The organism is Modestobacter sp. VKM Ac-2977 (assembly GCF_026968045.1).
Lineage (GTDB): Bacteria > Actinomycetota > Actinomycetes > Mycobacteriales > Geodermatophilaceae > Modestobacter.
Genome location: NZ_JAPVBQ010000004.1, coordinates 316,532 through 335,838 on the forward strand (window position 1 = coordinate 316,532; position 19,307 = coordinate 335,838).

23 protein-coding genes are annotated in these 19,307 nt (G+C 75.3%); 9 read left to right on the plus strand and 14 right to left on the minus strand.

All coding sequences use genetic code 11. The features are described 5' to 3' along the window. Positions 1-21: 21 nt before the first annotated feature. The 4 genes from O2V63_RS18105 to O2V63_RS18120 all read right to left on the minus strand — a co-directional run bounded on the left by O2V63_RS18105 (position 22) and on the right by O2V63_RS18120 (position 4,783). A complete protein-coding gene (locus O2V63_RS18105) occupies positions 22-1,665 on the minus strand; it encodes a hypothetical protein (RefSeq protein ID WP_269168914.1) in 1,644 nt (547 codons plus the stop codon). Further along, positions 1,662-2,609 carry an ABC transporter ATP-binding protein gene (locus tag O2V63_RS18110; RefSeq protein WP_269168915.1) on the minus strand — a complete coding sequence of 316 codons (948 nt, stop codon included), beginning with the start codon at positions 2,607-2,609 and terminating at the stop codon, positions 1,662-1,664. The genes O2V63_RS18105 and O2V63_RS18110 overlap by 4 nt, the downstream gene beginning before the upstream one ends. Before the next feature lie 122 nt (positions 2,610-2,731). Then, a complete protein-coding gene (locus tag O2V63_RS18115; RefSeq protein ID WP_269168916.1) occupies positions 2,732-3,655 on the minus strand; it encodes a DUF3152 domain-containing protein in 924 nt (307 codons plus the stop codon). A 75-nt stretch (positions 3,656-3,730) separates the two neighbouring features. Then, positions 3,731-4,783 carry an alpha/beta fold hydrolase gene (locus O2V63_RS18120; RefSeq protein WP_269168917.1) on the minus strand — a complete coding sequence of 351 codons (1,053 nt, stop codon included), beginning with the start codon at positions 4,781-4,783 and terminating at the stop codon, positions 3,731-3,733. Positions 4,784-4,877: 94 nt separating this feature from the next. Here O2V63_RS18120 and O2V63_RS18125 point away from each other — a divergent pair, with 94 nt between their 5' ends. Next, on the plus strand, positions 4,878-5,528 hold the full coding sequence (locus O2V63_RS18125) for a TetR/AcrR family transcriptional regulator (protein WP_269168918.1): 651 nt from the start codon (positions 4,878-4,880) through the stop codon (positions 5,526-5,528). A gap of 101 nt (positions 5,529-5,629) precedes the next feature. Then, positions 5,630-5,860: a DUF3107 domain-containing protein gene (locus O2V63_RS18130; RefSeq protein ID WP_036340369.1), complete on the plus strand. Its 231-nt coding sequence runs from the start codon at positions 5,630-5,632 to the stop codon at positions 5,858-5,860. 68 nt (positions 5,861-5,928) lie between these two features. Here the strand turns inward: O2V63_RS18130 and O2V63_RS18135 are convergent, their stop codons facing one another. Further along, positions 5,929-6,603 carry a ferritin-like fold-containing protein gene (locus tag O2V63_RS18135; protein ID WP_269168919.1) on the minus strand — a complete coding sequence of 225 codons (675 nt, stop codon included), beginning with the start codon at positions 6,601-6,603 and terminating at the stop codon, positions 5,929-5,931. 266 nt (positions 6,604-6,869) lie between these two features. On the opposite strand from O2V63_RS18135, the gene O2V63_RS18140 reads away from it, so the two are divergent. From O2V63_RS18140 to O2V63_RS18155, 4 genes are all read left to right on the plus strand, one after another. After that, positions 6,870-8,675 carry a DEAD/DEAH box helicase gene (locus tag O2V63_RS18140; protein ID WP_269168920.1) on the plus strand — a complete coding sequence of 602 codons (1,806 nt, stop codon included), beginning with the start codon at positions 6,870-6,872 and terminating at the stop codon, positions 8,673-8,675. Between the two features lie 95 nt (positions 8,676-8,770). Further along, complete coding sequence (locus O2V63_RS18145) at positions 8,771-9,886, plus strand: outer membrane protein assembly factor BamB family protein (protein WP_269168921.1); 1,116 nt, start codon at positions 8,771-8,773, stop codon at positions 9,884-9,886. A 45-nt stretch (positions 9,887-9,931) separates the two neighbouring features. Then, the gene (locus O2V63_RS18150; RefSeq protein WP_269168922.1) at positions 9,932-10,867 is read left to right on the plus strand and encodes an alpha/beta fold hydrolase; all 936 of its coding nucleotides are present in this window, start codon (positions 9,932-9,934) and stop codon (positions 10,865-10,867) included. Further along, on the plus strand, positions 10,864-11,736 hold the full coding sequence (locus tag O2V63_RS18155; protein WP_269168923.1) for an oxygenase MpaB family protein: 873 nt from the start codon (positions 10,864-10,866) through the stop codon (positions 11,734-11,736). The genes O2V63_RS18150 and O2V63_RS18155 overlap by 4 nt, the downstream gene beginning before the upstream one ends. On the opposite strand, the gene O2V63_RS18160 is transcribed toward O2V63_RS18155, so the two are convergent. Further along, the gene (locus O2V63_RS18160; RefSeq protein ID WP_269168924.1) at positions 11,726-12,097 is read right to left on the minus strand and encodes a hypothetical protein; all 372 of its coding nucleotides are present in this window, start codon (positions 12,095-12,097) and stop codon (positions 11,726-11,728) included. The genes O2V63_RS18155 and O2V63_RS18160 overlap by 11 nt on opposite strands. A gap of 23 nt (positions 12,098-12,120) precedes the next feature. Next, a complete protein-coding gene (locus tag O2V63_RS18165; protein ID WP_269168925.1) occupies positions 12,121-13,008 on the minus strand; it encodes a LysR family transcriptional regulator ArgP in 888 nt (295 codons plus the stop codon). A 70-nt stretch (positions 13,009-13,078) separates the two neighbouring features. Here O2V63_RS18165 and O2V63_RS18170 point away from each other — a divergent pair, with 70 nt between their 5' ends. Together O2V63_RS18170 and O2V63_RS18175 are read left to right on the plus strand one after the other, a co-directional pair. Then, complete coding sequence (locus O2V63_RS18170; protein ID WP_269168926.1) at positions 13,079-13,705, plus strand: LysE/ArgO family amino acid transporter; 627 nt, start codon at positions 13,079-13,081, stop codon at positions 13,703-13,705. Positions 13,706-13,957: 252 nt separating this feature from the next. Next, on the plus strand, positions 13,958-14,368 hold the full coding sequence (locus O2V63_RS18175; RefSeq protein WP_269168927.1) for a VOC family protein: 411 nt from the start codon (positions 13,958-13,960) through the stop codon (positions 14,366-14,368). 1 nt (position 14,369) lies between these two features. Here O2V63_RS18175 and O2V63_RS18180 read toward each other — a convergent pair whose 3' ends face one another. From O2V63_RS18180 to O2V63_RS18200, 5 genes are all read right to left on the minus strand, one after another. Next, positions 14,370-15,224 carry a RecB family exonuclease gene (locus O2V63_RS18180; protein WP_269168928.1) on the minus strand — a complete coding sequence of 285 codons (855 nt, stop codon included), beginning with the start codon at positions 15,222-15,224 and terminating at the stop codon, positions 14,370-14,372. 51 nt (positions 15,225-15,275) lie between these two features. Then, positions 15,276-16,133 carry a PHP domain-containing protein gene (locus tag O2V63_RS18185; RefSeq protein WP_269168929.1) on the minus strand — a complete coding sequence of 286 codons (858 nt, stop codon included), beginning with the start codon at positions 16,131-16,133 and terminating at the stop codon, positions 15,276-15,278. A gap of 56 nt (positions 16,134-16,189) precedes the next feature. Next, a complete protein-coding gene (locus tag O2V63_RS18190) occupies positions 16,190-16,864 on the minus strand; it encodes a PH domain-containing protein (protein ID WP_269168930.1) in 675 nt (224 codons plus the stop codon). Positions 16,865-16,871: 7 nt separating this feature from the next. After that, positions 16,872-17,027, minus strand: a complete 156-nt coding sequence (locus O2V63_RS18195; protein ID WP_269164583.1) for a hypothetical protein — start codon at positions 17,025-17,027, stop codon at positions 16,872-16,874. Between the two features lie 190 nt (positions 17,028-17,217). Continuing rightward, on the minus strand, positions 17,218-17,841 hold the full coding sequence (locus O2V63_RS18200) for a DUF6758 family protein (RefSeq protein WP_269164582.1): 624 nt from the start codon (positions 17,839-17,841) through the stop codon (positions 17,218-17,220). Between the two features lie 100 nt (positions 17,842-17,941). Between O2V63_RS18200 and O2V63_RS18205 the strand changes: the two genes are divergently transcribed. Beyond that, entirely contained in the window at positions 17,942-18,355 is a 414-nt protein-coding gene (locus tag O2V63_RS18205; protein ID WP_269168931.1) for an NUDIX domain-containing protein, read from the plus strand. Positions 18,356-18,379: 24 nt separating this feature from the next. On the opposite strand, the gene O2V63_RS18210 is transcribed toward O2V63_RS18205, so the two are convergent. Beyond that, entirely contained in the window at positions 18,380-18,694 is a 315-nt protein-coding gene (locus O2V63_RS18210; protein WP_269168932.1) for a hypothetical protein, read from the minus strand. Positions 18,695-18,761: 67 nt separating this feature from the next. Continuing rightward, positions 18,762-19,292 carry a MaoC family dehydratase gene (locus tag O2V63_RS18215; RefSeq protein WP_269168933.1) on the minus strand — a complete coding sequence of 177 codons (531 nt, stop codon included), beginning with the start codon at positions 19,290-19,292 and terminating at the stop codon, positions 18,762-18,764. Positions 19,293-19,307 lie beyond the last annotated feature (15 nt).

Sequence of the window (19,307 nt, forward strand, 5' to 3'; positions counted from 1 at the left end):
TTCCCGGGTCCGGCCCGGGGGTCATCCCCGCAGGTCGCGGTGCCGGTAGCCGGCCAGCCCCCCGGCGATCAGCGCCGCGGCGACGGCCAGCAGACCGGCCAGCCCCGGCACGTCCACCGGTCCGGCGGGCACGGCCGCCAGGTGGGCGAACGGCGACAGGCCACGCACCCAGCCCGGCCAGCTCAGGGTGTCGGCGAGCACCAGCAGCAGGTAGCCGCCGGCAGCCGGCAGCACCCCCAGCGGCAGGACGGCGGCCGGCGCCCAGGCCAGCGCCGCGACCGCCGCACCGAGGCACACCGCCACGACCGGCAGCACGTTGAGCACCCCCGCCAGGGCAGCGCCCGCGGACAGGTCGGCCCCCACCCAGGTGGCGCCCAGCCAGGTCGCCAGCCCGGCCGCACCGGCGAGCACGACGGCACCGGCGGCCACCCCGGTCAGCTCGGTGGCCAGCCAGCGGACCCGGCGCACCGGCAGCGAGTACAGCAACGTCAACCGCCCGGCGACCTCGTCGGCCGCGGTGGCGGCGACCCGGCTGGCGACGAACGCGCCGACCGGAAGGGCCAGCAGGGTGAACAGCGAGGCCACGTAGCCGCGGACGCTGCCCAGCTCGGCGAAGCCGGCCTGGGCGGCCAGCTCGGCGAAGCGCGGGTTCTCGGTCAGGAAGTCGGTCATCGTCGTGGCCAGCAGGCCGATGAGCAGGAAGTAGGCCACCACCGCCGCACCCCAGCCCAGCACCGGCCGACCGGTGCGCCGGGCCGCCAGCCCGGGCAGGGACCGCAGCCGCCGGGCGCCGGGCCGGACGGCGCCGGGTCGGCGCCACGGTCCGCTGCCGACGTCCCGCCGTGCGCAGACCGTCGCTGCCGCCGCGACGAGGACGGCGACCGCGGCGGCCAGCACGACCAGCGGCAGCACCCGGTCGGCGGCGAACGGGGCGCTGCGGCCCAGCAGCCCGAACGGGCTCAGCCAGTGCAGCCAGCCCAGCGCGGGCACCCCGTCGGCGACCATCCGCGCCAGCAGTCCGGCCAGCAGCACCCCCACCGCCAGACCGGCGGCGGCCCGGCGCTCGGCCAGCAGCTGGGCGGCGAGCGCGCCCAGCGCCGCACCGACCATCCCGGTGCCGCCGATGAGCGCGCCGAACAGCACGGCACCGGTCGTGGCGGTGCCGGCCAGCACCAGGCCGGCGGCCGTCGCGACACCGACGAGCGAACTCGCGCCCAGCAGCACGGCGAGGTGCCGCAGCAGCACCGCCGGCAGCCGCGACGGGCCGGCGAGGAGGAGGTCCCAGCGGCCGGTCTCCTCCTCGCCCCGGGTCACCCGGGTCGCCGCGAGCGCCGCCCAGACGCCGACGAGCACCGCGATCGCCGTGCCGGTGCGCCACACCGTGAAGCCGCCCGGGTCGTCGAGGGCGACCGGCGGGCCGAACAGGGTGCGGATGGCCGGGTTCTCCCCCAGCGCCGCCAGCGACGCCCCGGCCAGCTCCTGGTCCAGCTGCCGGTGCTGCACCGCGACCAGCGCGGGCATCCCGGCGGCGACCGCGGTGACCAGGACGGCGCCGCGACGGACCGACCGCACGGCCAGTGCGGTCACCGCCCGGCCGGCCGGACCGGGCTCCGGCGTCCACCCGGCCGCGGACGCCGTCGGGGCCGGCGCGGTGCCGGTGGTCATGCCCACACCTCCTCGCCGGCGGACCGGTGGTCGCCGCCGGTGTCGCCGTAGAAGTCGAGGAAGAGCTCCTCCAGGGAGGGCTCCCGCACGTCGAGGGCGACGACGTCCAGGTCGGCCAGCGCACGCAGCACCGGGGCGGGCGGGCCGGCCAGCGTCATCGTCAGCTCGAGCGGTGAGCTCCACCGCAGGTCGGCGACGCCGTCGACCCCGCTCAGGCCGGCTCCCGCGGCGGCCGGACGAGCCAGGGTGACGCTGATCTCCGAACGGCGCAGCCGCCGCAACTCCGGCAACCCGGCGACCTCCACCAGCCGGCCCTGGCGCAGGATGCCCACCCGCGCGCAGACCGCCTCGACCTCGGCGAGCTGGTGCGAGCTGAGGAAGACCGTCTGGCCGCGCCCGGCCGCCTCGGCCACGCAGCGGCGGAACTCCCGCTCCATCAGCGGGTCCAGCCCGCTGGTCGGCTCGTCCAGGACCAGCAGCGGGGCGCGGGTGGCGAAGGCGGCGACCAGCGCGACCTTCTGCCGGTTGCCGGTGGAGTAGGTGCGCGCCCGCCGGTCCGGGTCGAGCGCGAACCGCTCGAGGAGCTCGGCCCGGTAGGCCAGGTCGGTGCCCGGACCGACGCAGGCGAGCAGGTCCAGGCACTCCCGCCCGGTCAGCGCCGGCCACAGCGCGACGTCCGCGGGGACGTAGGCCAGGTGCCGGTGGGCCCGGCCGACGTCGTGTGCCGGGACGCCGAACACCTCGACGTGGCCACCGGAGGGGCGCAGCAGCCCCAGCGCCATCCGGATCGTCGTGGACTTGCCGGCCCCGTTCGGCCCCAGGAAGCCGAAGACCTCCCCGGGTGGCACCGACAGCGACAGGTCGTCGACGGCGACGGTCCGGGAGAAGCGCTTGCTCAGGTGCTCGGCGCGCAGCGCGGGCACAGCAGTGGGAGAGGTGGGCACCGGGGCCCTCCGATCGCAGTCGGGAACACGACTGCCGACCAGGCTTCCCGGCGCACCGGCAGTGACGTTAGACCTGCGGGAGCCTCTCCGGAACGGCCCTGCGCGCGGGGTGGACCGGAGGGTCAGGAGGGGAACGGCCAGGCGTTCTTCACACAGCTCCCCAGCCCGAGGGTCTGCTGCTGCATCACCGGGGCCAGCTGCCCGGCGCCGGGGCACGGCTCGTGGCCGTTGCCGAGGGCGTGCCCGACCTCGTGGTTGACCACGTACTGCCGATAGGTGGGGACGTCCCCGCCGTAGTCGGGGACGGCAGTCTCCCAGCGGGCCAGGTTGATGACCGCCCGCTCGCCGTAGCGGCAGGACGTGTAGCCGCCGGTGCCGACGCCCGGGCAGTAGATCTCCATGCTGCCCGGGCTGACCAGGCTGACCCGGAACTCGTACGCGCCGGCCTCGGCCTCGGCAGCACCCACCCGCTGGAAGGACAGCCGGCCGCCGGCGCCCCAGGACCGGGGGTCGCCGAGGATGCCCTCGACCGCGGCGGCGAACGTGGCGCCGTCGACGCCGATGCCGTCCTCGACCTCCACGACGAAGCGTTCCAGCGGCCCGGTGCCGTACACCCCCGACGTGCCGTCGACCACGCTCACGCTCCCGGCGCCCTGCTCGACGTAGGTCGGCGCCGCGGGCACGTCCTCCGCCGGCGGCGCCGTCGGTGTGCTGGACACCTCGGCCGGCACCCCCTCGCCCTCGGCCTCGGTGACCTGCGGGGCGATCGGCGTGGCCGGCGCGGACGCATCGACGGCGGCCTCGGCCGTCGACATCGGGGTGGGGCCCCCGCCACCGCCCGGCCGGACGACGTCGATCAGGGCGATCACGGTCGCTATGGCCAGCAGCGGCACGGCGTAGGCCCGCCAGCCGTACCGGTGGACGAACCGGCGGAACCGGCCGCGCGGCAGCACGGCGGGACGTGCGGACGGGACGGGGTCACGGCGGGCGACCAGCGGCTCGCCTGCCGGGCGCCGTCCGGACGGGCGGGGTCCCGAGCTCGTCACGGCGGCCAGGCTCTCACGACGCACCGACCTCCCGGAGGACGTCGGCCGGGCGCGGCGCCGTTCCGGGACCGCCGGTCACACCTGTCCGGCCGGGAGGTCGTCCCCGCCGACGGGGTCGGTCGCGAGGTCACCGGCGGCGTCCTCGGCCAGACCGAGGACCGCGCGGGCCGTGGGCTCCGGGGCCTCCAGCATCGCCAGGTGCCCGATGCCCGCCTGCACCTGCAACCGGGCATCGGGGAGGACCTCGGCCAGCCGCGGTGCGAGCTCGGGGTCGACCAGCCTGTCCCGGTCACCCCACACCACCAGGGACGGCGCCCGCACGGACCGGGCCATCCGCCAGGCGTTCGCCCGGCCCACCCGCAGGTAGGAGCTCATCAGACCGCGCAGGCTGCGGGTGAGCGCCTGACCCGCCCAGGGCTGCTCGTCCCGCCGCCGGGTCTCCTCCACCGCCTCGGCGACCCGCTCCGGTGGCACCCGGCTCGGATCGCCGAAGCACATCTGCAGCAGCCCGCGGACACGCTGCTCCGGGCTGGCGCCGGCCAGCCGCCGTTCGGCCAGCGCGGGGACGCCGGGCAGCAGCACCAGCGCGATCGCCCGGTCGAACGCCGCCGGCACCCGGTAGACCGGCATGGCCGCGGAGATCAGGGTGAGGGTGGCCACCAGGTCCGGACGGCGGGCGGCGACCCACACGCTGACCAGACCGCCGAGCGAGTTGCCCACCAGGTGCACGGGACGGCCCTGCCCGGGGCCGGGCCGGGCGACGATCCACTCCAGGACGTCCACGACGGCCTGGACGTGCCGGTGGATGGAGTAGCGGGGCGGCGGCGCCGACTGGCCGAACCCGGGCAGGTCCAGGGCCCAGCCGTCGAACCGGACGGCCAGCAACGCCGCCAGGTCGGTCCAGTTGGTCGAGGCGCCGCCCAGGCCGTGGACGTAGAGCGCCCGCTCGTGCGGCGCCTCGACCTGCGCCTCCTGTCCGGCCGGGTCACCGACCGGCAGCGGGCCACACCAGGGCGTGTGCCGGACGAAGACCTCACCGCCGTTGACCGGCACCATCGCACCGGGCCAGGGTGGGAGAAGGGCACCGGGCCGCGGCAGCGGCACCGAGGACAGCCGGGCGTCGGTCACCTACCCGACGGTAGAACACCGCGCTGTCGCCCCCTGCCGCGACCGGCCGGGGTGGGACGCCGTCCGCACGACGCGCCGCTAACATCGTCGGGCCATGCAGCCCAGCCGACCCGTACCCGCGCCCGCAGCGCCGGCCGCCCGTCGCACCGCCCGCCTGCCGCGGGGTGCCCGGCGGCTGCAGCTGCTGCGGGCTGCGCAGGACGTCTTCGTCGCCCAGGGCTTCCACGCCGCGGCGATGGACGACATCGCCGATCGGGCCGGGGTCAGCAAGCCGGTGCTCTACCAGCACTTCCCGGGCAAGCGGGAGCTCTACCTGGCGCTGCTGGAACAGCAGGTCGACGAGCTCACCGACCGGGTCCGCGAGGCCATGGCGGGCACGGAGGACAACCGCGAGCGGGTCAACGGCGCCGTCGGTGCCTACTTCGACTTCGTGGACGCCGACGGCGAGGCGTTCCGGCTGGTGTTCGAGTCCGACCTGCGCAACGACCCCGACGTCCGGCGGATCGCCGACCGCGGCGCCCGGCAGTGCATCGAGGCCATCGCGGAGGTCATCGCGATGGAGACCGGCGCGGACCCCGAGCGGGCGCTGCTGCTGTCCGCAGGGATGACGGGCCTCGCCGAGACGAGCGCGCGGTGGTGGCTGGCCCGCAAGGGCACCTTGTCCCGGGACGAGGCCGTCGCGCTCGCGTCGTCCCTGGGCTGGCGCGGCATGTCGGGCTTCCCGCTGCGTGAGGACACCGACTGACCGCCGACGTTCGCTGACGGCGGACCCGCTGGACCGGCCGCCTCCCACCGGGCTGGACTAGCGTGGGTGGCCAGTAGCCGGACCTGAGGAGGCATCCCCGCGTGGAAGTAAAGATCGGTGTCCAACACTCCCCCCGTGAGCTGGTCATCGACAGCCCCAAGAGCCCGGACGAGATCGCGGCCGAGGTGTCCAAGGCCATGACCGGGTCCAAGGACGGCCTGCTCACGCTGGTGGACGAACGCGGTCGGCGCATCGTCGTCCCGACCGACCGGATCGCCTACGTCGAGATCGCCGAGGCCGACCAGCGCCGGGTGGGCTTCATCAGCAGCTGATCGACCGCACGAACGCCGACAGGGCGTCGCCGCACCACGGCGGCGCCCTGTCGCACGTCCCGGGCCCCTCAGGGGTTGAGGCCGAGGGCCTGCATCCGGACCGAGTGCGCGGCGGTGAGCCGCTGGAGCAGCCGGGCGACCCCGGTCAGGTCCCCGGTGCCGGCGATGAGCAGGTCGGCCAGCTGGTCGTGCTCGGCGATGACCGCCTGGGACTGGGTCAGCGCCTCACCGACCAACCGACGCGCCCACAGCGCCAGCCGGCCACCGAGCGTGGGGTCGGCCGCGATGGCGGCCCGGACCTCCCGGAGCGCGAAGTCGGCGTGCCCGGTGTCGTCGAGCACCTCCTCGACCAGCGCGCGGTCCGGCTGCGGCAGGAAGGCCGCGACCTCGCGGTAGAAGTCGGTGGCCAGCCCGTCACCGACGTAGGCCTTGACCAGCCCCTCCAGCCAGGTGCTGGCCCGGGTGCCGTCGTGGAAGGCGTCCAGCGCGGCGACGAACGGGGTCATCGCCTGGGCCACGTCCACGCCCAGCTCGCGCAGCCGCTGGGTGAGCCGTGTGTGGTGCTCGATCTGGGCCGCCGCCATCTGGGCGAGGGCGGCCCGGCCCTCGAGCGTCGGCGCCAGGCGGGCGTCCTCGGCGAGCCGGTCGAACGCGGTCAGCTCGGCGTAGGCCAGCACGCCCAGCAGGTCGATCACCGCCGGCTGACCGGCCGTTCGGCCGGAGCCCTCCTCGACACTGGTCACGGTTCCCCCTCCTCGTGCCCCACCGGCGCTCCGGGCGCGCCGCCGGCGGCCGCTCGACGCCTTCGGCGCCCGTGTCGCACGGCAGCGCAGCGAGGTTAACGGGCAGGTCACGCTAGGATGGAATCGGCGAGCCGCCAGGCTCGTTGTTCCTGCGCAACCTCCGTGTGCGCTGATGACCGCCGGATCACCTCCTCGAGGCCGGCCCTCCGAGGGCCGTCTCCCGGGCAGTCTGCACTCGACGCCCGGTCTGCTGGCCGCGTCGGCGCTTGGATCGAACATCCCGGAACCGACCCCGGGACCGGCGAGCGAGTCGGGCAACGCCGGAGCTCGAGACCGAGCTCAGGCACCGACGACGCACCGCGGTCCCCCACCAGACCGAGGCGAGAGAACTGACCTCCACCGAGAACACCCCCACCGCCAGCAGCACCCCCGCCGCTCCGGAGCTGGAGCACGCCGAGACCGGCGCGCCCGCCCCCGAGGAGCTCGAGCAGCAGGTCGAGGAGCTGGGCGGCGCGCCCGTCGCCCCCGACAGCCCGCTGTTCAGCGACTTCGACGTGCACCCCGACATCGTGGCCGCGCTGGCCGAGGTCGGGATCCACCGCACGTTCGCCATCCAGGAGCTGACGCTCCCGCTCGCCCTGGCCGGCAACGACCTCATCGGGCAGGCCCGTACCGGCACCGGCAAGACGCTGGGCTTCGGCGTCCCGCTGCTGCAGCGCGTCGTCCCCGCGGCCGAGGGCGGTGACGGCGTCCCGCAGGCGCTGGTCGTCGTCCCGACCCGTGAGCTGTGCGTGCAGGTCTCCCGGGACCTGGCCGCCGCCGGCGCCAAGCGCGGCATCCGGGTGCAGGCCATCTACGGCGGGCGTGCCTTCGAGCCGCAGGTGGCCGCGCTGCAGGCCGGCGTCGAGGTCGTCGTCGGCACCCCCGGCCGGCTGCTGGACCTCGCCCAGCAGGGCCACCTGGTCCTGGGCAAGGTCCGCGGCCTGGTGCTGGACGAGGCCGACGAGATGCTCGACCTGGGCTTCCTGCCCGACATCGAGCGCATCCTGGCGATGGTCCCGGACAAGCGGCAGACGATGCTGTTCTCCGCGACGATGCCCGGCCCGATCGTCACGCTCTCCCGGTCGTTCATGAGCCAGCCCACGCACATCCGGGCGCACGGCAACGACGAGGGCTCGACGGTCCCGCAGACCACGCAGTTCATCTACCGGGCGCACAACCTGGACAAGCCCGAGCTGCTGTCCCGGGTGCTGCAGTCCCGCGACCGCGGCCTGGTGATGGTCTTCTGCCGCACCAAGCGCACCGCGCAGAAGGTCGCCGACGAGCTCGTCGACCGCGGGTTCGCCGCGGCCGCCGTGCACGGTGACCTGGGTCAGGGCGCCCGCGAGCAGGCACTGCGCGCCTTCCGGGCCGGCAAGGTCGACGTGCTGGTCGCCACCGACGTCGCCGCCCGCGGCATCGACGTCACCGGTGTCAGCCACGTCGTCAACTACCAGTGCCCCGAGGACGAGAAGACCTACGTGCACCGGATCGGCCGCACCGGCCGGGCCGGCAGCACCGGTGTCGCCGTCACCCTGGTCGACTGGGACGACATCCCGCGTTGGCAGCTGATCAACAAGGCGCTGGAGCTCGACTTCGCCGAGCCGCCGGAGACCTACTCCACCTCGCCGTGGGTGTACACCGACCTCGACGTCCCGACGACGGCGACCGGGCGGCTGCCCCGCGCGCAGCGCACCCGCGAGGGACTGGGCGCGGAGACCCTCGAGGACCTCGGGGAGACCGGCAAGCGCCAGCGCGCCGGCGGCACGTCCTCCGGCCCCGGCCGCACCAGCACCCCCGCCGAGGACGACCAGCCCACGGTCGGACCGCCCAAGAGCCGCCCGCGGCAGCGCACCCGGGGCAGCGGCGCCGCCGCCGCTGGAGCCGCGGCGGCGATGGACGGCCCGACGAGCGACGGGGACGCCCCCGCCGTGGCCGGGTCCACGGACGGCGGCGAGGGCGGCGGCCGGCCGCGGCGACGTCGTCGGCGCGGTGGCCGCGGCGGCAGCGGCGGCTCCGAGTCCGCAGCCTGATGAAGGACCTGCCTTCCCCCCAACCCTCGCTCCGCTCGGGTCGGGCCCCTGAAGGCAGGCCGTTCCAGCAAATCCTCACGCAGCGACGCCTGCGGGTGTGGGTCTGGGCGGCGGTCACCCTCGTGGTGGCCGCCGTCGCCGTCCTGCTGTGGCGCACCTCCGACGTCGCGGCGACCTCCCGCACGACGGCGGAGCCGGCCGCCGTCCCCGATGAGGCACCGGCTGCCGAGCTCGCCCAGGCGTGGACGTCGCCCACCGGCCCGGCGCCCCGGCAGGCGGTGGAGAGCGGCCGGGTGCTGGTCACCGACGAGCGGGGCGTGGCCATGCTGGACGCCACGACCGGTGAGGAGGCGTGGCACTACCGGCGGGCCAACGCCACCCTCTGCGACGCGACCACGGTCGACGGCATCGTGGTGGTGGCCTTCCGCACCACCGGGCGGTGCAACGAGCTGACCGGCCTGGACGCCTCGACCGGCGCCCGGGAGTGGTACCGCAACGTCCGGTTCCGCACCGACGTCGACCTGGCCAGCACCGACCAGATCCTGCTGGCCAGCAGCCCGACCGGGATCGTCACGATCGACCCGGTGGGCGACAACACCCGCTGGCGGTACGCGCCGCCGGAGGGCTGCCGGATCGTCGGGTCCGACGTCGGCAGCTCCGGCGTGGTCGTGCTGCAGCGGTGCAGCGACCTGGCGGCGGTGCAGGTCCGGTTGCTCGACGGGTTCGCTGGCGACGTCCTCTGGACCCGCGACCTCGAGGTCGGCAGCGACACCGCCCGGCTGGCCGGGGTCGACCGGCTGGTCGACGTGGTCGTCGGCGACCGGGTGCACGTGCTCTCCCCCGCCGACGGCGCGCTGCTGACCGAGGTGGAGCTGCCGGCCCTGCCGGCCGGCCAGGACGCCGGCACCGAGCCGCTGCAGCAGGTCGGCGTCGCCGACGCGGCCCTGCTCTGGGCACGTGGCCAGGTGCTGGCCCTGGACCAGACGACCGGGCTGCCACGCTGGCAGGTGCCCGCCCTGGGGCTGCCCGCGACCGGCGAGGAGGCCGTCACCGTGCCCGAGGCGGGGGCGTTCGTGCAGCGCAGCCTCGCGGACGGGACGGAGCTGCGACGCTGGTCCACCGCCGACGAGGTCCCGGTCGGGGGGCGGACGTCGCTGGTCGGCCCGGCCGTGGTCTACGCCACCGACACCGCGGTGCTCGCACACACGTAGTCACGCACTGCGGCGCGGTGTCGCACGGCGAGGCACACTCGGGACATGGTCCTGCCTGGAGGCTCCGAACACACCGCCCCCGACGACCTCCGCCAGCTGGCGGTGCACGAGGCAGCCCGGGTGACCTTCCCCGGCCGTTCCGGCCCGCTGGCCGCCCTGGACACCGGCGCCTGCGACGGGCCGACGGTGCTGCTGGTGGCCGGCTACACCGGCAGCAAGGAGGACTTCGCGCCGTTGCTGTCGCCGCTGGGCGAGGCCGGCGTGCGGGCCGTGGCGATGGACCAGCGCGGGCAGTACGAGTCGCCCGGCCCGGACGACCCGGCGCAGTACTCGGTGGCCGACCTCGCGGCCGACGTGGTCGCGGTCGCCCGGCAGCTGCACACCGAGACGGGCAGCCCGGTGCACCTGCTCGGGCACAGCTTCGGCGGCATCGTCGCCCGGGCGGCGGTGCTCGCCGAGCCGGCGCTGTTCGCCACGCTCACCCTGCTGGGCAGCGGCCCCACCGCGCTGACCGGCCCCCGGGCCGAGATGCTGGACCACCTGCCCTCGCTGCTGGAGGCCGGCGGCGTCCAGCTGGTCAGCGACACCCTGGACCAGTTGGCGATGACCGATCCGCGGGCGCAGGCGGTGCCCGCGCCGACCCGGGAGTTCCTCACCCGCCGCTTCCTGGCCAACACCGCAGCCGGGCTGCTGGGCATGGCCGACGCGATGCTCGCCGAGCCCGACCGGGTGGCCGAGCTGGCCGCGACCGGCGTGCCGGTGCTGGTCACCCACGGCGTCGCCGACGATGCGTGGAGCCCCGCGATCCAGGCGGAGATGGCGGCCCGGCTGCGCGCCCGGCACGAGGTGATCCCGCAGGCGGTGCACTCCCCCGCCATCGAGAACCCCTCCCGCACCCTGCAGGTGCTGGTCACCTTCTGGAGCGACCCCGACGGCTCGTCGGCCGCCGCCGACGACGACACCGCTGGGGCCGTGCGGTGAGGCCGACCCCGTCGATCAACGACTTCACCGAGCGGGAGGACCTGCTCGGTTTCTTCGGGCCGGACAGCGTCACCTGGCGGGTGCACAGCGACCCGGCGTTCTCCGTGGGCGGCATCCGGGCGCTGCTGCTGCAGGCGCTGCACCCGGTGGCGATGGGCGGCGTCCACCAGTTCTCCACGGCGTTCGCCACCGACCCGTGGGCGCGCCTGACCCGGACGGCGGAGTACGTGGCGACGCTGTCCTTCGGCACCCGACGGGACGCCCTCCGGCAGGTGCGCCGGGTGCGCGGGCTGCACCGGGGGAAGTCCGGGGTCGAGGAGACCACCGGACGGCACTTCAACGTCGACGACGCCGACCTGCTGCTGTGGGTGCACAACTGCGAGGTCGAGTCACTGCTGTCCACCGCCCGCCGGGCCGGGGTGCCGCTGACCGACGCCGACGCCGACCGGTACGTCGAGGAGCAGGTGGTCGCCGCCGTGCTGGTGGGCTGCGAGGAGGCCGACGTGCCGCGCACGGTCGCCGAGCTGGACGCCTACTTCGACCGGATCCGCGCCCAGCTGGCCGTCACACCCGCGGCGCGCACCGCCTCCCGCTTCATCCTGGTGCCGCCGATGCCCGGCTGGGTGCAGGTGCTGACCCCGGCCCGGCCGGCGTGGAGCACGCTGGCCTCGCTCGGCGCGGCGACGCTGCCCGGCTGGGCCCGCCGGCTCTACGGCCTGCCCGGGTTCGGGCTCACCGACGCCGCGGCGACGGCCGGCCTCCGGGCGTTCCGGCAGACCGCGCTGGCCGTGCCGGCGCGGGTGCGCGAGTCGCCGATCGTGCGGGCGGCCCGGGAGCGGGTGGCCGCGGTGGAGCCGCTCAGCGCCTGAGCGGGCGGCTCCCTGCCGGGCCCTGCCGATCCGGGTCGTCCCGGGCCGCGGCGGCCGCCAGCACGAACGCCACCGGCAGGAAGAACAGGCCGATCCCCAGGCCCAGCACCAGCGACCAGCCGAGCACGACCGCCGCGGCAGCCCAGGTGACCCACCGGGCGTACCGGCTGCGCGACGTCAGCACCGCGACCAGGCAGACGACGACCGGCAGCCCGAGCAGCAGGAACGCGAACGCACCCGCGTCCCGCCAGACCTCGGCGGCCAGCCACGCGGCGATGAGCGCCGCCAGGCCGAGCGCGGACCAGCGCAGCACCGCCGACCTCCTCGTCTCGTCCTCCAGCAGGTCACCGAGTCTGGTCACCGTCCGGGAGCCGGGCAAGCCGGTCAGCCGCGGCCGGTCACCAGCACCCGGCGTGCGGCAGCCAGGACGGCGTCGGCCACCCGGTCCAGCGACGGCGACCGCAGCCGCCACTGCTGCCAGTGCAGGACGACGTCCACCGCGCCGTCCGGGTCGAGCACCGTCAGGTCGCCGTCGGTGTCCTGCAGGTCGGGGACCATGCCCCAGCCGATGCCGAGCCGCACCGCGGTGAGGAAGTCGGCCGAGGAGGGCACGAAGTGCATCGGCGGGCGAGCCGGGTCGACCCCCCGGGCCCGCAGGTGCGCGTGCTGCAGGTCGTCGCTGCGGTCGAAGACGACGACCGGCGCCCGGGCCAGGGACTCCGCCGTCCGCCCGTCGGCGAACCAGCGCCGGGCGAAGGCAGGGGCGGCCATCGGCCGGTACCGCATGCTGCCCAGCCGGGTCGAGCTGCAGCCCGGGACCGGGTCGGCGTCGCCGGTGACCGCGGCCATCACCGTGCCGGTCCGCAGCAGCGCGCTGGTGTGCGCCTGGTCGGCGCGGTGCAGGTCGAGGACGAGGTCACCGGCCAGCGGCGCCAGCGCGGGCAGCACCCAGGTGGCCAGTGAGTCGGCGTTGACCGCGATCGGCAGGGCGACCGGACCGTGCCCCGAGCTGTCCAGCTCCCGGGTGGCATCGGCGGTGAGCAGGTCGATCTGCCGGGCCAGCCGGAGCAGTGCCTGACCGGACTCGGTGGGCTGCACCGGCCGGCTGCGCACCAGCAGCACCCGGCCGGTCGCGGTCTCCAGGGCCTTGATCCGCTGGCTGATCGCCGAGGGCGTCACGTGCAGGGCGCGGGCCGCGGCGTCCAGCGTGCCGGTGGTGACGGTCGCCTCCAGCGCCCGCAGCTGCGCCAGGTCGAGGTCCACAGCGACCATCAGACACGCTTCAGGTACATCAGGGAAGTGAGCTGGTCTTCCGATGCGGGATCGACCTAGCGTGCTGGTCATGTCCCCCGCCCTGCTCGCCGCCGCCGCCGGCCTGGGGCTCGGGCTGTCGCTGATCGTCGCGATCGGGGCACAGAACGCCCTCGTCCTGCGGCAGGGGCTGCGCAGCGAGCACGTCGCCGCGGTGGTCGCGGTCTGTCTGCTCTCCGACGTCCTGCTGATCACCGCCGGGGTCGCCGGCGCCGGCGCACTGGTCACCCGGGCGCCGGGTGTGCTGACCGTCGTCTGCTTCGCCGGGGCGGCCTTCCTGCTGGTCTACGGGCTGCTGGCGGCGCGCCGGGCGCTGCGGCCGGCCGCCCTGCTCACCGACGCCTCCGGCGCCCGCACCGGGCTCGCGGTCACCGTCTCCACCGCCGTGGCGCTGACCTGGCTCAACCCGCACGTCTACCTGGACACCGTCGTGCTGCTCGGCTCGCTGGCCAGCACCTACGACGACCGTCGCTGGTGGTTCGGCGCCGGCGCCGCCCTGGGCAGCGCGGTCTGGTTCGTGGGCCTCGGGTACGGCGCGCGGCTGCTGCGGCCGGTGTTCGCCCGCCCGCGCGCCTGGCAGGTCCTCGACGCCGGCATCGCCGTCGTCATGGTCGTCCTGGCGATCTCCCTGGTGGTCCGGGGAGCGGCCGGCAGCTGAGCGTTGTGCGCGGCCGGCTCGCGGCGCTACGGTCGCCGCCATGACTGCCGGGTCGGCCTCGAGCCGTGAGCGAGTCGGGTACCCGGCCCGCACGTGACCCCCGGGCGGCCCCGCGGGCCGCCTCTCGGCGCAGCACCCCCGCGCACCGTGTCGATCCCGGTGGCACCACGACCTGAACCCGGCCCCCGAGCCGGCCCCCACTGCGCAGTCCCCGGCCCCTCGTGCGGCCGGCCACTCACCCTCGGAGCACCCGTGCCCACTGCTGCCCTGCACCACCTGATCGTCCCGGTCACCGACCGGGACGCCGCCGTCGACTGGTTCGTCGACCTGCTGGAACTCCGCGAGCCCTACACGGACGGCTTCTTCCGGTCCGTGCAGCTCGACGACACGATCGTGCTGAACTTCGCCCCCGCGCCGTCGGCGGAGCCGATGCACCTGGCCTTCCTGATCGGCGAGGAGCACTTCGACCGGGTCCGCGCCCGGTTCGACGCCGACGGGACGCCGTACACCGCGGACCCGCCCGGGCGCCGTCCTGGCGAGGTCGGCGAGGTCAACCCCGACGGCAGCGGACGGCGGCTGTACTTCCGCGGCCCGGACGGCCACCTGCTGGAGGTGCTGACGGCCCGCTACACCGACGTGCCGGCCGGCTCCGCGGCAGGCTGACTCACTCGGCCGCCGCCACCGGCTCGGTGGGCAGGAAGCTCCACGTCTCCCGGGCCGGGGCGGCCGCCTGACCGGTCGGGCAGCTGGAGCGGAAGTCGCACCAGCTGCACTGCTGGCCGGGCACCGGCGGGAAGGCCTCGTCGACGTCCGCGCCCTCGGCCAGCGCCTCGGTCGCGGTACCGATGTCGGCGGCGATGTCCTCGGCCCGGCGGACGTGGTTGGCCAGCGAACGGTCGGTGTGCTCGAAGGCGGCGACGGTGCCCGACGGGAGGTGGTGCAGCTCGACCCGGTTGCACGGACGGCGCAGCGTGCGCCGGACGCCCAGCACGTACAGCGCCAGGGCCGGCGACCCGCGCGCCTCGTCCTCGGTGCTGGGGACGCGGCCGGTCTTGTAGTCGACGACGACCAGCTCGTCGCCGCGGCGGTCGATCCGGTCGACCCGGCCGGAGAGGGCGAGGGCCTCGGTGGTGGCGCCGACCGTGCGCTCGGTGCCGGCCGGCTCGTCGGTGGGGTCGAGCTCGGCCACGTAGTCGGTGATCCAGGCGGCGGCCCTGGCCCGCCACTGCGCGGCCTGCTCGTCGTCCCGGAAGCCGGCCCGCGACCAGCCGCTGTAGAGCAGCTGCCGGGCCGCGGCCGGGGTGCGCTTCTCCACCGGCAGCTCCCACCACGAGCGCAGCGCCGCGTGCACCGCCGAGCCGACGGTGTTGTGCGCCCACGGCGGGCCCTTCGGCGGGCTCGGCCGGGTGAGGTAGGCGAACCGGTACCGGCGCGGGCAGTCGGCGAAGGTGGCCAGCTTGCTGGGCGTGCAGGAGAACAGCCGCTTGGGCATGCCGGGCATCTCGAGCTGGCCGCTCACCGGTCCCCCTCCATCGCCACGCCGCCACGGTAACCGGGGCCACCGACAGGGTCAGTCGGTGAGCACGGCACTGCCGGTGCCGGCGGCCAGCAGCGCCTCGTACTGCTCGGGGTCCGTGGTGCAGGCGCCGATCGCGGTGCGCTTGTTGGTGCCGTGGTAGTCGCTGGAGCCGGTCTGGATCAGACCCAGCCCGGTGGCCAGGGCACGCAGGTACGCCCGCTGGTCGGGCGTGTGGTCGGGGTGCTCGACCTCCAGGCCGAGCAGCCCGGCGGCGGCCATCTCGGCGATCGCGTCGTCACCGATCACCCGGCCGCGCTTCGTCGCCAGGCCGTGGGCGAACACCGGCACCCCGCCGGCGGCGCGGACCAACCGGATGCCGTCGAGCACGTCGGTGTCGGCCTTGGCGGCGTAGTAGGGGCTGGCGTGGTGCAGCAGCGTGCCGAAGGCGTGGTCGACCGAGTCGACCACGCCCGCCTCGACCAGCGCCCGGGCCACGTGCGGCCGCCCGACCACCCCGCCCTCGCTGCGGGCGACGATCTCCGCCCACACGACCGGGTAGCCGTCGGCGGCGAGCGCGGTGACGATCCGCTCCCCCCGGTTCAGCCGCTCCTCGCGCAGCCGTACCCGCTCGGCGGCGAAGGCCGGGTGCAGCGGGTCGAACAGGTAGGCCAGCAGGTGCACGCTGATCGGTGACTCCCCGGCGGCGAAGTACCGGCAGGACATCTCCATCCCCGGCACCAGCGTCAGCCCCGGCGGGCGCGCCTCCACGGCCCGGGCCCAGCCGGCCGTCGTGTCGTGGTCGGTGAGGGCGACGACGTCGAGCCCGGCTGCGGCCGCGGTGGCGACCAGGGCGGCGGGGCTGTCGGTGCCGTCGGAGACCGAGGAGTGGGTGTGCAGGTCGATGCGCACGCCCCCAGCCTGCCGCACCGGCGCGGAGCCCGCCGCAGGGTGGTCCGGTGGACCGGTCAGGACGGCGGGCGGGTGCGCGGGATCGGGGCGGTGTCGTACCGGCGCCCCGACTCCAGCGGCGGCGGCATGTGCTGCTCGGGGGCGTCGCCGTCCCCCCGGTCGTCGGCGTTCATCGACCCCTCGGCGTCCTCGTCGGAGCTCACCGGGTTGGTGGAGAAGTCGGAGCCGAACATCAGCTCCGACAGACGCTTGTACAGCGCCTTCGCGTGCGGCAGGTAGGTGATCTCGTCCAGGCCCTGCGCCTGCCCGGCGGACTCGAAACGGAAGGTGCCGTAGCCCAGCACCTGACCCCAGAAGGTCTCCTTCCAGGTCAGGTCGGTGATCCGGCGCAGAGGCATGACCGCGACGGTCCGGATGATCACCCCCGACGTCATCAGCACCCGCCGGCGGGTGATCAGGAAGTGCCGCACCCACCACTCACCGATGTGCAGCCCCAGGTAGCCCAGCGCGCCGAGCACGACGAGCAGGCCGACGACGGCCCCGGCCCCCGCGTTGTCCAGGTCGAGCTGCAGCACCCAGACCCCGACCACGAGGGCCGGGATGCCCCGGGCCAGCGGGCGCACCAGCACCGCCGGGTGGCGGCGGGTGGCGATGACCGGTGGCTCGTCGGGGAGCAGGTACTTCTCGGCGTCCTTGCCCCAGCGGGGCCGCCGGGTACGGGCGCCGGACACGGCCGGGCTAGACCAGGGATTCCACGAAGGCCGACAGCGAGCCGGCCGCGTCACTGAGGGCGCCGCCGGCGCTGCGCACGATGCCGGCCGCGTCCTCGGGTCGCTGGATCACGTAGAAGACCACGAATGCGATGGCCAGCCAGGTGAGCACCTTCTTCAGCAAGGTCGCACCGTTCCCTTCCTCAGGTGGCCAGGCGGACTCGACGGCGACCGGGCGAGCGGGCCGACGGCAGTGCACCTCGACGGCCGTCAGGACCGCGCCCCATGAGTAACAGCAGCCTCACCCGGAACACCACTCGCCACGCCGACCGCGTGTCGAACGGATCCACACCGGCCGGTTCGTCACCGCCCGCTCACCGGCCGGGCAGCAGCCGATCGGTCATCGGGCCGAGCGGGAGGTCGGGGTAGACCCGGTCACGGAGGTCGAGCAGGGAGAGGTCCTCGGCCAGCAGCCAGGCGGCCGAGGCCGGCCAGGTGACCAGCCACAGCCACACCCCGTGGGCCTCGCCGACGTAGGCGGCGCGGTCGTCGCCCACCGGCACCAGCCACAGCGGCACCCGCTGCCCGGCGGCCTCGACCGCGACGGTGGAGGGGCCGCCGACGAGCTCCCCCGGGTCGACGCCGGGCAGCCCGGCGTAGCCGCAGCCCAGGCCGGTGCCGGGCTCCTCGGCCACGAGCACCAGTTCGGCCGAGCCGCCGAGCGGGGCCGGGCCGGCGCAGGCGACGACGATCGCCCGGGCCCCGGGCTCACCGCCCCAGGCCAGCCCGGTGACCGCCCAGCCGCCGGGCATCGGGTCGGGCACCCAGGCCGGCACCCGGGCATCGGCGCACACCGCACTGATCGCGTCGTGGGCGACCACGGCGGTGTGGTGCAACGGGGTGACGGCTGCGTGCACGTGACACCAGCCCTCGTCGGCCGAGCCGGGGCGGACGACCAGCACCTCGCCGCAGCGCGGGCACACCGGGGAGACACTCATCGCCGCTCACCGTCCTGTTCTGCCGTGGGTTCGTCAAGCATCACCTCAGCGTCCCGCCGTCCCGGGCACCGGGTCACCCGCCGCCCGTACCCTCGCCGGGGTGGGCGACCCGCGGCCGGAGGTGGCGTGTGTCGGCGCCGTGGTGCACGACGAGCGGGGCCGGCTGCTGCTGATCCGCCGGGGTCACGCCCCCAGTGCGGGCCTGTGGTCGGTGCCGGGCGGGCGGGTGGAGCCCGGCGAGTCCGAAGCCGACGCCGTCGTCCGGGAGACCGCCGAGGAGACCGGCCTGGTCGTCCGCCCGGTGCGGGTGCTGGGCCACGTCCGGATCGACGGGGACGGCGTCGTCTTCACCGTCACCGACTGGCTGTGCACCGTGGTCGGGCCCGGACGACAGCCGGTGGCCGGGGACGACGCCGACGACGCCGCCTTCGTGGACGCCGCCGGGCTGACCGCGCTGGAGATGGCGCCCGGCGTGCTCACCGCGCTCTCCGGCTGGGGCGTGATGCCCCACTGAGCTCGCGAGCACCCGGAGGCGCACTCACCTGGAGTCCGACGGCGGCAGCAGCGGTGGTGAGAACACCTGGTCGATGGGGAGCGGCCCGACGTACCGCTGGCAGGTGCACGGGACCTGCTTGTACGCGGTGGGCTCCTTGTCGGAGTCGTACTTGAGCGGGTCGCCGTTCATCATCCCGTGGCACCGCCCGGTCTCCGCGTTGTGCATCGACATGCCGTGACCGCACCCGCAGATCGCCTGGATCGGCTTGGGAGCCCGGTGGCGTCGCCCCTGCACGTAGCCGATGGCCTGCCCCAGCAGCACCGCCCCCACCCCGACGAGGATCGAGATCGGGTCCATCACGTACCGCCCTCTCCGCCGTCGCGGTGGCCGGCGGCGTCCGCCGGCACAGGGTGTCCCGGGTCGGTCACCGCCGGACGGGCTCGGGACGCCCGGGCTGCTCCCCGCCGCGGGCCTCGCCGTAGGAGCGCTTGGGCACCATGACCTTGCGACGGAAGACGCAGACCACGGTGCCGTCCTGCTTGTAGCCGATCGTCTCGACGTGGACGACGCCGCGGTCGTCCTTGGAGCGGGACTCGGTCTTGTCCAGCACGGTGGTCTCGCCGTAGATCGTGTCGCCGTGGAAGGTCGGGGCGACGTGCTTGAGCGAGGAGACCTCGAGGTTGGCGATCGCCTTGCCGGAGACGTCGGGGACGCTCATGCCGAGCAGCAGCGAGTAGACGTAGTTGCCGACGACGACGTTCTCCCCGAAGTCGGTGGTCTCCGCGGCGTAGTGGGCGTCCAGGTGCAGCGGGTGGTGGTTCATGGTGAGCAGGCAGAACAGGTGGTCGTCGTACTCGGTGACGGTCTTGCCGGGCCAGTGCTTGTAGGTGGCGCCGACCTCGAACTCCTCGTAGTACCGGCCGAACTGCATCTGGCTGCTCCCGCTGGTCGACATCGGGTGACGGACGAC

Excerpts from the sequence above, each read along its gene's own strand:
- O2V63_RS18105 (WP_269168914.1), bottom strand. The coding sequence starts at position 1,665 with ATGACCACCGGCACCGCGCCGGCCCCGACGGCGTCCGCGGCCGGGTGG.
- O2V63_RS18125 (WP_269168918.1), top strand. The coding sequence starts at position 4,878 with ATGCAGCCCAGCCGACCCGTACCCGCGCCCGCAGCGCCGGCCGCCCGT.
- O2V63_RS18150 (WP_269168922.1), top strand. The coding sequence starts at position 9,932 with ATGGTCCTGCCTGGAGGCTCCGAACACACCGCCCCCGACGACCTCCGC.
- O2V63_RS18165 (WP_269168925.1), bottom strand. The coding sequence starts at position 13,008 with ATGGTCGCTGTGGACCTCGACCTGGCGCAGCTGCGGGCGCTGGAGGCG.
- O2V63_RS18170 (WP_269168926.1), top strand. The coding sequence starts at position 13,079 with ATGTCCCCCGCCCTGCTCGCCGCCGCCGCCGGCCTGGGGCTCGGGCTG.
- O2V63_RS18200 (WP_269164582.1), bottom strand. The coding sequence starts at position 17,841 with ATGAGTGTCTCCCCGGTGTGCCCGCGCTGCGGCGAGGTGCTGGTCGTC.
- O2V63_RS18210 (WP_269168932.1), bottom strand. The coding sequence starts at position 18,694 with ATGGACCCGATCTCGATCCTCGTCGGGGTGGGGGCGGTGCTGCTGGGG.
- O2V63_RS18215 (WP_269168933.1), bottom strand. The coding sequence starts at position 19,292 with ATGTCGACCAGCGGGAGCAGCCAGATGCAGTTCGGCCGGTACTACGAG.